This window comes from Microbacterium sp. NPDC089698 (assembly GCF_044749045.1).
Lineage (GTDB): Bacteria > Actinomycetota > Actinomycetes > Actinomycetales > Microbacteriaceae > Microbacterium.
Genome location: NZ_JBIVHE010000006.1, coordinates 39158 through 54094, shown reverse-complemented (window position 1 = coordinate 54094; position 14937 = coordinate 39158). Strand labels below are relative to the sequence as shown.

Below are 14937 nucleotides of genomic sequence, written 5' to 3'. Positions count from 1 at the left end.
TCCGCCGGAGACGATCCTCCGAAAACCTGAGTCGCGATGACTCAAGGGTACGCCCGACGTCAAGACTTGTCAACAAACTTGATAGCAGTCGGCTCAAGTTTGCCGATGGCGGCGCGGATGCCTTCCGCGCTCAGGATCCGAGCGCGTCGACCGTGGCATCGTCCAGCGTGAGGACGACCTCCTGGTAGGAGGCGATCATCGCCAGCACCTCGTCGCGGTACCCCTCGCGCCACAGCGCGCTGCCGTAGAAGCGGTCCTCCTGCTCGTCCCTGTGGTCGACCGAATCGAACGCGCGCATGAGGACGTACGAGACCTCGTCGTGCTCGCTCGCGCCGTAGCGCACCACGCGGATCCCCTGGTCGGCGAGCATCGGCATGACCTTGTTGTGGAAGAGGTCATGGAAGCCCGCACGGGCGCCGGGATGCAGGACGTAGGAGCGGATCTCGAGCACGGGCATGACGACTCCGGAGGGGCGGCGGGCGCGGATGACCGCCATCCTCGCACGGCACCCCGCGCCCGATCCAGACTCTTCCTCGGTCGACGACTCCGGTCGGGGGTTCCGGTCCGGGTTCCGGTCAGTGGCTCCCGCCGGGAGGGCCGATCAGCAGCAGCACCGCGAACAGCGCGGCGACCGCCGCGACGATGAGCAGCGCGAGCACCCACGGACGGTGCAGGAACCAGCGCATCGTGCGGTCGTACCAGGTCGCGTCGCGCGGGTCATCGGTCTGCTCCAGGCGCCAGTCGCCGGCGAGGCGCCCGCTGCGGTGCAGCCAGATCTCGGCGGGGATCGTGGCGTAGGGCACGATCGCGCTCGCGATCGCGAGGACCGCGACGCCGACGCCCCAGCGCTGATGGAACGCGAGCAGCACGGCGGTGGCGCCGTAGGAGAGGAAGACGAAGCCGTGGATGGATCCGGCGATCGTCACGAGCACCGGCGGCAGTCCCGTGGCGCGGCCGATCAGGGCGCCGATCAGCAGGGTCCAGGTGATGGCCTCCGCGATCGCGAGCACGCGGAAAAGGCGGGCGGGAGTGGTGAACACTTCTCTCCTCGGGTCGGGTCCTCTCCAGCGTAGGGATGCGGATCCGTCCGCCGCCTCCTGCAGGCCTCCACCTTTCGATGGGTCTTCTCGCCGGATCCTCTCGCCGAGCCCTCGGGATCCGGGCGGGGCTTCCGCACGAGGGCCCGGACCCCGTAGACTCGGCGGGCACCGGGAACGCCCCGGGGATCCGAGGGAAGGAGCTGACGATGAACGTCTCTGTTGTCGCGCCCTTCGCCGACCTTCTTCCCTGAGGCCGCCCGCCCGATCCCTTCGCGAGCGGCCCCGACCCGGAGCCTCTCGTGATCCCTTCCTCCGCATCCTCGGATGCTTCTGCCTCCCTGTTCCTCTCCGCCGCCGATGACGACGATCTCGGCCTGTCCTTCGCCGATGTCGACCTCGGCGAGGGCCAGCGCTGGACCACCTGGCCCGCCGCGACCCCGACCGAGCGCGGTCCCGAGCCCCGCCCCGACTGGGTGGTGACCTCGGCCGGCGCCGTCGACACCGAGCTCGGCATCCTCAAGACCGGCAAGGAGGCCGACGTCTTCCTCCTCGAGCGCGCGGTACCCGGCGATCCCACCCAGCGCACGCTCCTCGCCGCCAAGCGCTATCGCGGCACGGAGCACCGCTCGTTCCACCGCTCCGCCGTGTACACCGAGGGCCGCCGCACCCGGAACTCCCGCGACGCGCGCGCCCTCGCGAAGAAGTCCGAGCACGGCCGCGAGGTGGCCGCCGCGCAGTGGTCCCTGGCCGAGTTCGAGGCCCTGCGTCGGATGTGGGAGCTCGGCGCCCCCGTGCCCTATCCGGTGCAGGTGAGCGGCACCGAGGTGCTCATGGAGTTCATCGGATCCGCCGACGGCGCCGCGGCGCCCCGGCTCGCGCAGGTGCGACATGATCCGGAGGCGCTCCCCGACCTGTTCGTGCAGGTGGCCGACCTCATGCGGACCTTCGCCAGGGCCGGCGTCGCGCACGGCGACCTCTCGCCCTACAACCTGCTCGTCCAGGAAGGCCGCGTGGTCGTGATCGATCTGCCGCAGATCGTGGACACGGTCGCGAACCCGCAGGGACTGGATCTGCTGCACCGCGACTGCGTCAACGTGTGCGACTGGTTCGCCCGGCAGCGCCTGGACGTCGACGCCGAGGAGCTCTTCGGCGAGCTGGTCGCGGAGTCGTTCGGGTGACCCGACCCGTTTGGGGCGCGATCCGCCGGTTCGGGGCGCACCAGGGCACCTGATCGTGGCGGGACGCGCCCCAAAACCGATCCTGCGCACCATCGCGAGACGCGGACGTCCATCGGAGCCGATGTCGGTGTGTGAAGAACGTCCGAACACGCCCGCGGACATCCGCATACACTCCGACCATGCCCCGCCCCGCGCTGCTCGCCGTGTCGCACGGCACCTCGGACGCCGCCGGCGCCGCCGCGATCGCGCTGGTCGTGCGCCGCGTCGCCGAGCGCCTCCCCGACGTCGCCGTGCACTCCGGATTCGTCGATGTGCAGGAGCCGGACGCCCCCACGGCCCTGGCCGCGATCGAGGGGCCGGTGGTCGTCGTGCCGCTGCTGCTGTCGCAGGGCTTCCACGTCCGGGTGGATCTGGGCGGAGCCGCTCGCGCACGCAGCGATGCTGTCGTGACGGATCCGCTCGGCCCCGACCCGCGGCTCGCGGAGGTGCTCGCGCTCCGGCTGGCGGAGGCCCCCTCGCCCGGCCGCGCGTCCGGCGCAGAGGCCGATGCCGATGGTCCGGTCGTGCTCGCCGTCGCGGGATCCCGGGATCCGCGCTCCCTGCCCGACGCCGAGGCGATGGCGGCGCAGCTGGGCGAGCGCCTCGGCCGCCCGGTCCTGCCCGCGTACCTCGCCGCCCGGGAGCCGAGCCTCGCCGACGCCCTCGCCGCGCACCCCGGCGCCGCGGTGGCGACCTACCTGCTCGCGCACGGCTACTTCTTCGACGTGGCGGAGCGCGCGGCCGGATCCGCGCTCTCCGAGCCGCTGCTCGACGGCGGCGAGCCGCCTGCCCCGCTCGTGGACCTCGTCGTGGACCGCTATCTCGCGGGCGCCGAAGGGCTCACGGCACGCACTCGGAGGACGGGGTAGGCGGAGCGTCCTCGACCATGCGGCATGGACATGGGAGCGCGTCCGCCATGACGAGCGCTTCGGACGCGCGCGGCGGCGCTCCATCCAACCGCATCCGCCCGTGAGGAATCTGCACCATGTCGAACAATGACGCCCCGTGTCGGCCGCGCTGACACACACGGGCGTCCGGGCGGATCCGCACGTACCTTGTCCGCATGTCTCCCGAACCGACCGCTGCCGTGCGCGGCGCACGACCGACGACCGACCGCGCCCGCCCGCCGCGCCCGTCGTCCAAGCCCAACGGTCAGTGGAAGATCGACGGCACCGAGCCGCTCAACGGCAACGAGGAGTGGAAGCAGGCCGACAACGGCCTGAGCGTGCGCGAGCGCATCGAACAGGTCTACTCGAAGGGCGGCTTCTCGAGCATCGATCCGACCGACCTGCACGGTCGCTTCCGCGTCTGGGGCCTGTACACGCAGCGCAAGCCGGGCATCGACGGAGGCCGCACCGCCACGCTCACGCCGGAGGAGCTCGAGGACGAGTACTTCATGCTGCGGGTGCGGATCGACGGCGGGCAGCTGACCACCGAGCAGCTGCGGGTCATCGCGGGGATCTCGGTCGACTTCGCGCGCGACACCGCCGACGTGACCGACCGGCAGAACATCCAGCTGCACTGGGTGCGCGTCGAGGACGTGCCGGAGATCTGGCGCCGCCTGGAGGCGGTCGGCCTGCAGACCACCGAGGCCTGCGGCGACGTCCCGCGCGTCGTGCTGGGCTCGCCCGTCGCGGGGATCGCGGCCGACGAGATCATCGACCCGACCCCGCAGATCGACGAGATCACCGACCGCTTCATCGGCGACCCTGAGCTCGCGAACCTGCCCCGCAAGTTCAAGACGGCCATCACGGGACATCCCAGCCAGGACGTCGTGCACGAGATCAACGACGTCGCGTTCGTCGGGGTCGTCCATCCCGAGCTCGGCGTCGGCTACGACCTCTGGGTCGGCGGCGCGCTGTCGACCACCCCCCGCCTCGGCGAGCGCCTCGGCGTCTTCGTCGCCCCCGAGCTCGTCGCCGACGTGTGGCACGGCGTGACCCGGATCTTCCGCGACTACGGGTACCGCCGGCTGCGGAACAAGGCCCGGCTCAAGTTCCTGCTGGCCGAGTGGGGCACCGAGAAGTTCCGCCGGATCCTCGAGACCGAGTACCTGGAGGCGCCGCTCCCCGACGGCCCGGCGTCCCCCCAGCCGACGAGCCCCGGCGACCACGTGGGCATCCACCGGCAGAAGGACGGCCGGTTCTACGTCGGCGTCACCCCTCTCGTCGGGCGGATCTCCGGCCCGTCGCTCGCGAAGCTGGCCGACCTCATCGAGGAGCACGGATCCGCACGGCTGCGGACGACCCCGCACCAGAAGCTGGTGATCCTGGACATCCCGGAGGACCGGGTCCCCTCCCTCGTCGCCGGGCTCGACGCGCTCGGCCTGTCCTCGCGCCCCGACCTGTTCCGGCGCAGCACGATCGCGTGCACGGGCATCGAGTTCTGCAAGCTCGCGATCGTGGAGACCAAGGTGAACGCGGCCGCCGCCGTCGAGCAGCTGGAGGAGCGGCTCGCCGGCATCGACCTGCCGCACCCGATCTCGCTGCACGTCAACGGCTGCCCCAACTCGTGCGCGCGGATCCAGACCGCCGACATCGGCCTCAAGGGACAGCTCGTCACGATCGACGGCGAGCAGGTGCCCGGCTATCAGGTGCACCTCGGCGGCGGACTGGCCTCCCCGCTGCGGGAGGAGGCCGGGCTCGGCCGCACGGTCCGCGGGCTGAAGGTCACCGCCGACGGCATCGCCGACTACACGGAACGGGTCGTGCGCCGGTTCCTCGCCGACCGCGAGGCCGACGAGACCTTCGCGGTCTGGGCGCACCGCGCCGACGAGGAGGCGCTGCAGTGAGCACCGCGACCTCCCCGGTTCCTGAGCGAGGAGCGCAGCGCCCTTCGTCTCGCTCCGCTCGCTCAGGATCCGACGAGGGACGCCCCGCCCGCCGCTCGCTCGACGAACTGCGCGCGCTCGCCGAACGCGGCGCGGCGGAGCTGCGCAGCGGATCCGCCGACGAGGCCTCGCCCGCCGAGGTCGTCGCCTGGGTCGCCGCGAACGTCTCCCCCCGCCTCGCCGCCGTCGCCTGCTCGATGGCCGACGCGGCGCTGCCCCACCTCGTGGCCGAGGCGATCGGCGGTGTCGACGTGCTGTTCCTCGACACGGGCTACCACTTCCTCGAGACGACGTTCACGCGCGACGAGGTCGCCCGCACGCTCGACGTGCGCATCGTCGATGTGAAGCCCGCGCAGACCGTCCTTGAACAGGACGCCGAGTTCGGCAAGGACCTGTTCTCCCGGGATCCGGCGCTGTGCTGCGAGATGCGCAAGGTCGCTCCGCTGCATCAGGCGCTCGGCGGCTACGAGGTGTGGTTCACCGGGGTGCGCCGCGAGGAGGCGCCCACCAGGGCGAACACGCCCCTGATCGCGTTCGACGAGCGCAACGGCCTCATCAAGGTGAACCCGGTCGCGTCATGGTCGTTCGACGACCTCATCGCCTACGCCACCGCGCACGACGTGGTGGTGAACCCCCTCGTCGCGAACGGGTACCCGTCGATCGGCTGCGCGCCGTGCACCAAGCCCGTCGCCGCGGGCGAAGACCCCCGCTCCGGCCGCTGGGCCGGACTCGCCAAGACCGAATGCGGACTCCACGTATGAGCATCATCGACACCCTCGACCCCACCATCGAATCGGTCCCTGAGCGAGGAGCGCAGCGAGGAGACGAAGGGCTGACCGGACTCGACCTGCTCGAGGCCGAGGCGATCCACATCATCCGCGAGGTCGTGGCCGAGTTCGAGCGCCCCGTGCTGCTGTTCTCCGGCGGCAAGGACTCCGTGCTCGTGCTGCATCTCGCCGCCCGCGCCTTCGCGCCGGGCCGGATCCCGTTCCCCGTGCTGCACGTGGACACCGGGCACAACTTCGACGAGGTCATCCGGTTCCGCGACGAGACCGTCCAGCGCCTCGGGCTCACGCTCGAGGTCGCCCGGGTGCAGGACTACCTCGACGACGGTCGCCTGGCCGAGCGTCCGGACGGCACGCGCAACGTGCTGCAGACCCAGCCGCTGCTCGATGCGATCGCCGCGGGCAAGCACGACGCCGTGTTCGGCGGCGCGCGCCGCGACGAGGACAAGGCGCGCGCCAAGGAGCGCATCATCTCGCTGCGCGACGAGTTCGGGCAGTGGGATCCGCGCAATCAGCGTCCGGAGCTGTGGAGCCTCTACAACGGCCGGCACACGCCGGGCAAGCACGTGCGCGCGTTCCCGATCTCGAACTGGACCGAGCTCGACGTGTGGCGCTACATCGCCCGCGAGCGGATCGCCCTGCCGCCCCTGTACCTGGCGCACGAGCGCGAGGTGTTCCGCCGCGACGGCATGTGGTGGGCCGTGAACGAGCACGCCCGGCCGCGCGAGGGCGAGCAGGTCGAGCGCCGTGTGGTCCGCTACCGCACGGTGGGAGATGCGAGCTGCACGGGCGCCGTCGAGTCGGACGCGGCGACCGTCGACCAGGTGGTCGCCGAGGTCGCCCGCTCCACGCTCACCGAGCGCGGCGCCACCCGCGCCGACGACCGGATCAGCGAGGCCGCCATGGAGGACCGCAAGAAGAACGGATACTTCTGATGAGCACCGACATCGGATCCCCCCTCGCCCCCGTCCCGTCCCTTGACCGCGAGACTGCAACTGGGCGACGAGACAGCGCTGCAGAAGTGCAGTCTCGTCGCGGAGATGAAGTCTCGCGGTCAGGGGCGGGGCGGGAAGCCGGGGTGCTGAGGGACACCACGCTGTTCCGGTTCGCGACGGCGGGATCCGTCGACGACGGCAAGTCGACCCTGGTCGGGCGGCTGCTGCACGACGCGAAGGCCATCCTCGCCGATCAGCTCGAGCAGGTCGCCCGCACTTCGGCCGACCGCGGCTTCGCCCACGGCGAGTTCGACTTCGCGCTGCTCACCGACGGCCTCCGCGCCGAACGCGAGCAGGGCATCACGATCGACGTCGCCTACCGCTACTTCGCGACCGACGCGCGCAGCTTCATCCTCGCCGACTGCCCGGGTCACGTGCAGTACACGCGCAACATGGTCACCGGATCCGCGACGGCCGACGCCGTCGTCGTCCTGATCGACGCGCGCAAGGGCGTCGTGGAGCAGACCCGCCGGCACCTCGCCGTGGTCTCGCTGCTGCGGGTGCCGCACGTGATCGTCGCGGTCAACAAGATCGATCTCACCGGCTTCGACGAGGACCGCTTCCGCGCGGTCGAGGAGCAGGCGCTCGCGGTCGCCGCCGAGCTCGGCCTCATCGACGCGCACGTGATCCCGGTCTCGGCGCTCGAGGGCGACAACATCGTGGATCCGTCCGCACGCACGCCCTGGTACGACGGCCCGACGCTGCGCGAGCTGCTCGAGACCCTCCCCGCGCGCCAGGCCGAGGAGGACGCCGCCTTCCGCCTCCCGGTGCAGACCGTGATCCGGCCGCAGGGCGGGGTCTCGGCGCTGGTCGACGACGCCGAGGCCGAGGACCTGCGCGACTACCGCGGCTTCGCCGGACGGGTGTCGAGCGGATCCGTCCGGGTCGGCGACCGCGTGCAGGTCTTCCCCGGCGGACACGAGACCTTCGTCACAGGGATCCGCGTCGCCGGTCGGGTCGCGGAGTCCGCGCACACCGCGCAGTCGATCGCCGTCACCCTCGCCGATGAGGTGGACGCCGCCCGCGGCGCGCTCATCGCGACCGCCGGCACCGTGCCGAGCGGGCATGCGGAGGCCGAGGTCGAGCTCTTCCAGCTCGACGTGCGGCCGATCGCCCCCGGGGCGCGCGTGCTCGCCAAGCACGGCACGGCGACCGTGCAGGCGATCGTGACCGAGGTGCTCTCGCGCCGCGACCTGGACACGCTCGCCCTCGAGGACGCTGCCGAGCTGGCCGTGAACGAGATCGGCCGCGTGCGGATCCGCTTCGCGTCCGCCCTGCCCCTCGAGCCGTACGCCGAGGACCGGGAGGGAGGGGCCCTGCTGCTCATCCACCCGGCCGACGGCGCCACTCTGGCGGCCGCGACCGTCGTCACGGCGGCGTAGTCGCGGTCGCCGGGCGCCCTTCGTCTCGCTTCGCTCGCTCAGGGACCGGTTCCTGAGCGAGGAGCGGAGCGACGAGGCGAAGAACGCTCGACGACCAACGGTAAAGATCCCCCACCCAAGAACGCCTAAGGAGGCGACAGTGAATCGCAAGACCCGCATCAGCACGGCCATCACGACCCTCGGACTCGCGATGGCGATGCTCGCCGGCTGCGCCTCCGGTCAGGCGGCCGCCGCCGACAAGGGCGAGAAGCTCGACACGCTCCGCCTCGGCTACTTCGCCACGGTCACGCACGCCCCCGCCCTGGTGGGCGTGAGCGAGGGCCTGATCCAGAAGGAGCTCGGCTCCACCAAGCTGCACACGGAGGTCTTCAACGCCGGCCCCGCGGCGGTCGAGGCGCTCTCCGCCGGCGCGATCGACGCGGCCTACATCGGCCCGAATCCGGCGATCAACACGTTCATCAAGTCGGGCGGCGCCTCGGCGCGCGTGATCGCCGGGGCCACGAGCGGGGGCGCCGCGCTCGTGGTGCGCGACGGCATCACCAGCGCCGAGGATCTCAAGGGCAAGACGCTCGCCACCCCGCAGCTGGGCAACACGCAGGATGTCGCGCTGCGCACCTGGCTCTCGTCCAAGGGCCTGAAGACGAACGTGTCCGGAGGCGGCGATGTGAACATCACCCCGACCGAGAACGCGCAGACCCTCACGCTCTTCAAGAACGGCCAGCTCGACGGGGCCTGGCTCCCCGAGCCGTGGGCCTCGCGCCTGGTCGTCGAGGCGGGCGCCCACGTGCTGCAGGACGAGCGCGACCTGTGGCCCGACGGGAAGTTCCCGACGACGGTGCTGCTCGTGAGCAAGGACTTCGCCGACAAGCACCCCGAGGCGGTCAAGGAGCTCCTGGCCGGGCACCTCGACTCCCTCGACTGGATCAAGGCCCACCCGACCGAGCTCCCCGGGGTCGTGAACGAGGCGCTCAAGAAGGCCACGGGCAAGCCCCTGGCCGATGAGGTGCTCACGAAGTCCCTGGCGGCCGTGTCGTTCTCTGCGGATCCGAACGCCGCAGCGTTCGCGACGCTCGTCAAGAACGGCGTCACGGCGGGAACCCAGACCAAGGGCTCGATCGACGGCCTCTTCGACCTCGCGGCGCTGAACACCGCCCTCAAGGCCCGGAACGAGCCCGCGGTCGACGACGGCGGGCTGGGAACGAAGAAATGACCGCTCCGCTCGCGCCGAGCTTCGACGGGGTCACCCCGGTCCTGCCCGCACCGGATCCGGTCGATCCGGCCGTGCGCCTCGCGCACGTCACCAAGCGGTACGGATCCGGCCCTGTCGTGCTCGACGACGTCTCGCTCGACATCGCGCCGGGAGAGTTCGTCTGCCTGCTCGGCGCGAGCGGCTGCGGCAAGTCCACCCTGCTCAACCTCATCGCCGGTCTCGAACCCGTGACCTCGGGTGCGCTGCACGCGCCGGAGGAGGGCGCGGCCGTGATGTTCCAGGATGCGGCCCTCATGCCCTGGCTGAGCGCCCGGCGCAACGTCGAGCTCGCCCTCCGCCTGCGCGGGGTCCCCCGCGCCGAGCGCCGGGCCGAGGCGCTGCGCTTGCTCAGGATCGTGAACCTCGCCGACGCCGCGGACAAGCGCCCGCACGAGCTCTCCGGTGGCATGCGGCAGCGCGTGGCGCTGGCCAGGGCCCTCGCCCAGGACCGGCCCGTGCTGCTCATGGACGAGCCCTTCGCGGCGCTCGATGCGATCACGCGCGACCTGCTGCACGAGGTGCTCGAGAACGTGTGGCGCGAGACCGGTCGCACGATCGTCTTCGTCACGCACAACGTGCGCGAGGCCGCCCGCCTCGGCGAGCGCGTGGTGCTGCTCGGCAGCCGCCCCGGCCGGATCTCGCGCGAGTGGCGCGTGGCCCGCACCCGCGGCCGCCGGATCGAATCGCCCGAGGTGTCGGCGCTGGCCGCCGAGATCACCGTCGAGCTGCGGAAGGAGATCCGCCGCAATGCCTCTTGACACCTTCCCCTCCGCGAGCGCCGTCCCCCCGGGGGCGTTGAGCGAGGACGGCGCGCCGGCGTCGACCGAGACGAAACGCGGTGCCCCCGCGGGATCGCGCACCACGAAGAAGGACGACGACCTCGCCCGCCTCGAAGCGGGTCTCGATCGCCTGCAGACCGTCGAGACCGGATCCGGCTCCCGCACGCGGGAGCGGCTTCGTGCGGTGCTGCCGCCGGTCGGACTGCTGATCCTGCTGATCGCGGCCTGGCAGCTGTACATCGTGATCGCGCAACCGCGCCCCGACAAGGCGCCGAGCCCGCTCCAGGTGCTGGGCGCGCTGGGCGACGCCTGGCAGGCGGGCCGACTGCAGGAGGCCGTGCTCACGAGCCTCGAACGCGGCGGCCTCGGCTTCCTCATCGCGATCGCGATCGGCACCCCGCTCGGCCTGCTGCTCGCGGAGTGGAAGCTCCTGCGCCGCGCCGCGGGGCCCCTGATCTCGGGGCTGCAGGTGCTGCCGTCGGTCGCCTGGGTGCCCGCGGCGATCATCTGGTTCGGCCTCTCGGACGCGACCGTGTACTTCGTGATCCTGATGGGCGCGATCCCCTCGATCGTGAACGGATTGCTCGCGGGCGTCGACCAGGTGCCGCCGCAGCTGCGCCGCGTGGGCACCGTGCTCGGCGCGAGCCGCTGGCAGGCCGCGACGGTGATCGTGCTGCCGGCGGCGCTGCCCGGCTATCTCGCCGGTCTCAAGCAGGGCTGGGCCTTCTCCTGGCGCTCGCTCATGGCCGCGGAGATCATCACCACCGGCGGATCCATCGGGTTCGGCCTCGGGACCATGCTCGACCAGTCCCGTCAGCTCGCCGACCTGCCCGGCGTGCTGGCCACCATCATCCTGATCCTGGCGATCGGCATCCTGATCGAGCTGGTGCTGTTCGCGCCGCTCGAGCGGGCCGTGCTCCGCCGCCGCGGACTTCTGCTCGGAGGCGCATGATGACCAACGGAACCGTCACCCTCGTGGGTGCAGGACCCGGCGACGCCGGCCTGCTCACGATCCGCGGCCTGCGCGCCCTCGAGCGCGCCGACGTGATCGTCGCGGATCGGCTGGGCGCGCGCGCCGTGCTCGACCAGCTCGCGGCCGAGGGCGTCGTCCTCGGCGCCGAGGTGATCGACGTGGGCAAGACCCCGGGACATCACCCCGTGCCGCAGAACGAGATCAACGCCCTGCTCGTGCGGCACGCGCGCGCGGGGCGCGAGGTCGTGCGCCTCAAGGGCGGGGATCCGTTCGTGCTCGGGCGCGGCCGCGAGGAGGCGCTGTACTGCGAGGCCGAGGGCATCGCCGTCCGCGTGGTGCCGGGCATCACGAGCGCGATCTCGGTGCCCGCCGTGGCGGGCATCCCGCTCACGCACCGGGGGGTCGCCACGGCCTTCACGGTCGCGAGCGCGCACGATCCGATCGAGCAGCTTCCGGGCGGATCCGACCACACGGTCGTGCTGCTCATGGGCATCGGCACGCTCGCGCACACGGCAGGGGTCCTGTCCCGCGGCGACCGCGGGGCCGACTGCCCCGTCGCGATCGTCGAGGACGGCTACGGATCCGGCGAGCGCGTCACGATCGGGACGCTCGGCACGATCGCGGCCCTCGCCGCCGTGCGCCAGGTCCGCAACCCCGCCGTCGTCGTGGTCGGCGACGTGGTCCGCCTGAGCCCCCACGCAGGCCCTTCCCTTACCCTTGCCCATACCCTTACCCGCGAGACTGCAACCCCGCGACGAGACAGCGCTCCAGGGGCGCAGTCTCGTCGCGGAGATGGAGTCTCGCGGTCATACTTCGCCCGGACCGACCGAAAGACCCTGCAGCCGTGACCGCTCTGAACACTCCCGTCCCGCTCCGCGTCGCGATCGTCGGCGCGGGCCCGGCCGGCATCTACGCCGGCAACATCCTCGCGAACGCCGTGGCGGCGCGCGCCGGCGACAGCGTCGACGGCGCCGCCGCCCTCGGGTACGACGCCGTCGAGATCGACCTGTTCGAGTCGCTGCCCGCGCCCTACGGCCTGATCCGCTACGGCGTCGCGCCCGATCACCCGCGCATCAAGGGCATCGTGAACTCGCTGCACGAGATGCTCGACGCGCCCTTCGGCGGAGGCGGGGATCGTTCGGATGGGGACCGTCGCACGATCCGCTTCCTCGGCAACATCGAGGTCGGCCGCGATGTCTCCCTCGACGAACTGCAGGACCGCTACCACGCCGTCGTGCTCGCGACCGGCGCGATCCGCGATGCCGCCCTGCGGATCCCGGGCGTCGACCTGCCCGGGTCCTACGGCGCCGCCGACTTCGTCTCCTGGTTCGACGGGCACCCCGACGTGCCGCGCTCCTGGCCGCTCGTCGACGAGCAGGTCGCGGTGATCGGCAACGGCAACGTCGCGCTCGACGTCGCCCGGATCCTCGCCAAGCTTCCGGAGAACCTGCGCAGCACCGAGGTCCCGGACAACGTGCTCGGAGGACTCGAGGCCTCCGCCGTCACCGATGTGCACGTGTTCGGCCGCCGCGGGCCCGCCGACATCAAGTTCACCCCGATCGAGCTGCGGGAGCTGGGCGAGGTCGCCGGCGTCGACATCATCGTGGACGATGCCGACTTCGCGGACGTGGATCCGGCCGCCGCGCCCACCAACCAGCTCAAGATCATGCTGCGCACCCTGAACGCGTGGCGGGACCGTCCGGAGAACCGCGGCGAGAGCACGGGCGCGACCCGCCGCCTCCACCTGCACTTCTGGCACGCTCCCGTGGAGGTCCTCGGATCCGATCGCGTCGAGTCGGTGCGGTTCGAGCGCACGGCTCCGGCCGAGGACGGATCCGTCTCGGGCACCGGCGAGTTCGTCCAGTACCCGATCACCGCGGTGTACCGGGCCGTCGGCTACTTCGGCTCGCCGATCGTCGACGCCCCCTTCGACGCGCAGCGCGGAGTCGTGCCGAACGAGGCGGGCCGCGTCGACGGCGTTCCGGGGCTGTACGCGACCGGCTGGATCAAGCGCGGCCCGGTCGGCCTCATCGGCCACACCAAGTCCGACGCGACCGAGACCATCGCGAACCTCCTCGAGGACGCGGAGGCCGGCCGCCTGACGGCGCCTGCCGAGACCGCCGATGTCCTGGAGCTCCTCGCCGAGCGCGGGGTCGAGGTGACGACGTGGGACGGCTGGCTCGAACTCGACGCCCACGAGCGCGCCCTCGGCGCCGCGCACGAGCATGCCCGCGAGCGGGTCAAGGTCGTGCCGCGCGAGGAGCAGGTGGAGATCTCGCGCAGCGGAGCGCTCGCGCGATGACGTACGTGATCGCGCTGCCCTGCGTGGATGTGAAGGACCGTGCGTGCATCGACGAGTGCCCGGTCGACTGCATCTACGAGGGCGAGCGCTCCCTCTACATCCACCCCGACGAGTGCGTCGACTGCGGCGCCTGCGAGCCCGTCTGCCCCGTGGAGGCCATCTACTACGAGGACGACCTCCCCGACGAGTGGACGGACTACTACAAGGCGAACGTCGAGTTCTTCGACGAGATCGGATCCCCGGGCGGGGCCGCCAAGGTCGGCGTCTACTCCTTCGACCACCCGCTGGTGGCCGCGCTCCCGCCCCAGGCGGACGGTCATGACTGACGACGTCTACGACGTGCTCATCGTCGGCGGAGGGCCGGCCGGGCTCTCCGCCGCACTGAACCTCGCCCGCTCGCTCGCGCGCGTGCTCGTCGTCGACGCGGATCGGCCGCGCAACGCCGCGACCCTCATCTCGCACGGATTCCTCACGCGCGACGGGATCCCGCCGCACGAGCTGCGGCGCCTCGCTCGCGAGGAGCTCGCCGCCTATCCCCAGGTCACGATCCGCACCAGGGAGCGCGTCTTCCAGATCGAGGCGGAGGGATCCGGCTTCGCCGCCGAGATCGGCCGACGCGCGCCCGAGGCGCGCGTCGTCGCCCACCGCGTGCTGCTCGCCACAGGCCTGCGCGAGACCCTGCCCGAGGTGCCGAACCTGCGCGGCTTCTACGGCGTGAGCCTCTTCAGCTGCGCGGCGTGCGATGCCTGGGAGCTGCAGGGCCGCGCGCTCGCGCTCATCGGCGAGACGCCGGATCTGGCCGCCCGCGCCCGGCTCATCGCCCGGTGGACCCGCGACCTCACGGTCTTCACGAACGGCGCCGACGTGGTCGACGCCGCGGAGGAGGCGGAACTCGCCGCCGCGGGGATCGAGGTCGAGCGCAGCCCCATCGCGGAGCTCCGCGGCGAGCGCGGCGCGCTCACCGGCATCCGCCTCACCGACGGATCCGAGCACGCGGTCGAGGGCGGCTTCGTGCGCCCGGAGTGGGAGACCGACCTCTCCTTCCTCCCCGCCCTCGCCCCCGATCTCGACGCGCACGGCCATCTCGCCGCCGACCGCGCCGGACGCACGAGCGTCCCGGGACTCTACGCCGCGGGCGACGTCGCCTCCCCCGGCCCGCAGCAGCTCATCGTCGCCGCGGGCGCCGGCGCCAGGGTCGCCGCCGTGATGATCCACGACTCGATCGGCGTCGCGACGGCGCACTGATCGTGCCGGGGTGGGCGCCCGCCCTGCAGTACCGCGTCCCACTTTCGGTGGCCCCGTGTCCCACTTCTGGCCGCGCCGTGTCCCGCTTCTGGCCCGCCCGGACCGCATTCGGCAGCCAGAACTGGGACATGGTCGGCGGG

At 72.1% G+C, this 14937-nt stretch carries 15 protein-coding genes; 13 read left to right on the top strand and 2 right to left on the bottom strand.

The genetic code is table 11. The annotated features are described in order from the left end of the window. Nucleotides 1-130 precede the first annotated feature (130 nt). The gene (locus tag ACIPY5_RS15655) at nucleotides 131-496 is read right to left on the bottom strand and encodes an NIPSNAP family protein (protein WP_309339444.1); all 366 of its coding nucleotides are present in this window, start codon (nucleotides 494-496) and stop codon (nucleotides 131-133) included. Between the two features lie 79 nt (nucleotides 497-575). Next, nucleotides 576-1040 carry a DUF3817 domain-containing protein gene (locus tag ACIPY5_RS15650; RefSeq protein WP_309339446.1) on the bottom strand — a complete coding sequence of 155 codons (465 nt, stop codon included), beginning with the start codon at nucleotides 1038-1040 and terminating at the stop codon, nucleotides 576-578. 299 nt (nucleotides 1041-1339) lie between these two features. On the opposite strand from ACIPY5_RS15650, the gene ACIPY5_RS15645 reads away from it, so the two are divergent. From ACIPY5_RS15645 to ACIPY5_RS15585, 13 genes are all read left to right on the top strand, one after another. Beyond that, complete coding sequence (locus tag ACIPY5_RS15645; RefSeq protein ID WP_400972248.1) at nucleotides 1340-2218, top strand: serine protein kinase RIO; 879 nt, start codon at nucleotides 1340-1342, stop codon at nucleotides 2216-2218. A gap of 179 nt (nucleotides 2219-2397) precedes the next feature. Beyond that, nucleotides 2398-3126, top strand: coding sequence for a sirohydrochlorin chelatase (locus tag ACIPY5_RS15640; protein WP_400972246.1), 729 nt, complete (start codon nucleotides 2398-2400; stop codon nucleotides 3124-3126). Between the two features lie 194 nt (nucleotides 3127-3320). Then, nucleotides 3321-5048 carry a nitrite/sulfite reductase gene (locus ACIPY5_RS15635; RefSeq protein WP_400972244.1) on the top strand — a complete coding sequence of 576 codons (1728 nt, stop codon included), beginning with the start codon at nucleotides 3321-3323 and terminating at the stop codon, nucleotides 5046-5048. Between the two features lie 107 nt (nucleotides 5049-5155). Then, nucleotides 5156-5848 (top strand): phosphoadenylyl-sulfate reductase, encoded by a 693-nt coding sequence (locus ACIPY5_RS15630; protein ID WP_400972675.1) that lies wholly within the window; start codon nucleotides 5156-5158, stop codon nucleotides 5846-5848. After that, nucleotides 5845-6807 carry a sulfate adenylyltransferase subunit CysD gene (gene cysD, locus ACIPY5_RS15625; protein ID WP_400972242.1) on the top strand — a complete coding sequence of 321 codons (963 nt, stop codon included), beginning with the start codon at nucleotides 5845-5847 and terminating at the stop codon, nucleotides 6805-6807. The genes ACIPY5_RS15630 and cysD overlap by 4 nt, the downstream gene beginning before the upstream one ends. Before the next feature lie 143 nt (nucleotides 6808-6950). Further along, nucleotides 6951-8249 carry a GTP-binding protein gene (locus tag ACIPY5_RS15620; RefSeq protein ID WP_309339456.1) on the top strand — a complete coding sequence of 433 codons (1299 nt, stop codon included), beginning with the start codon at nucleotides 6951-6953 and terminating at the stop codon, nucleotides 8247-8249. 139 nt (nucleotides 8250-8388) lie between these two features. Beyond that, nucleotides 8389-9459, top strand: a complete 1071-nt coding sequence (locus ACIPY5_RS15615; protein WP_400972239.1) for an ABC transporter substrate-binding protein — start codon at nucleotides 8389-8391, stop codon at nucleotides 9457-9459. Beyond that, on the top strand, nucleotides 9456-10256 hold the full coding sequence (locus ACIPY5_RS15610) for an ABC transporter ATP-binding protein (RefSeq protein WP_400972237.1): 801 nt from the start codon (nucleotides 9456-9458) through the stop codon (nucleotides 10254-10256). The genes ACIPY5_RS15615 and ACIPY5_RS15610 overlap by 4 nt, the downstream gene beginning before the upstream one ends. Continuing rightward, nucleotides 10246-11229 (top strand): ABC transporter permease, encoded by a 984-nt coding sequence (locus ACIPY5_RS15605; RefSeq protein WP_400972235.1) that lies wholly within the window; start codon nucleotides 10246-10248, stop codon nucleotides 11227-11229. The genes ACIPY5_RS15610 and ACIPY5_RS15605 overlap by 11 nt, the downstream gene beginning before the upstream one ends. After that, nucleotides 11229-12098, top strand: a complete 870-nt coding sequence (gene cobA, locus ACIPY5_RS15600; RefSeq protein WP_400972233.1) for a uroporphyrinogen-III C-methyltransferase — start codon at nucleotides 11229-11231, stop codon at nucleotides 12096-12098. The genes ACIPY5_RS15605 and cobA overlap by 1 nt, the downstream gene beginning before the upstream one ends. Further along, nucleotides 12095-13552 (top strand): FAD-dependent oxidoreductase, encoded by a 1458-nt coding sequence (locus ACIPY5_RS15595; RefSeq protein WP_400972231.1) that lies wholly within the window; start codon nucleotides 12095-12097, stop codon nucleotides 13550-13552. The genes cobA and ACIPY5_RS15595 overlap by 4 nt, the downstream gene beginning before the upstream one ends. Further along, the gene (fdxA, locus tag ACIPY5_RS15590; RefSeq protein ID WP_309339760.1) at nucleotides 13549-13878 is read left to right on the top strand and encodes a ferredoxin; all 330 of its coding nucleotides are present in this window, start codon (nucleotides 13549-13551) and stop codon (nucleotides 13876-13878) included. Before ACIPY5_RS15595 ends, fdxA begins: the two co-directional genes overlap by 4 nt. After that, on the top strand, nucleotides 13871-14797 hold the full coding sequence (locus tag ACIPY5_RS15585; protein ID WP_400972230.1) for an NAD(P)/FAD-dependent oxidoreductase: 927 nt from the start codon (nucleotides 13871-13873) through the stop codon (nucleotides 14795-14797). The genes fdxA and ACIPY5_RS15585 overlap by 8 nt, the downstream gene beginning before the upstream one ends. The last annotated feature ends 140 nt before the right edge of the window (nucleotides 14798-14937 follow it).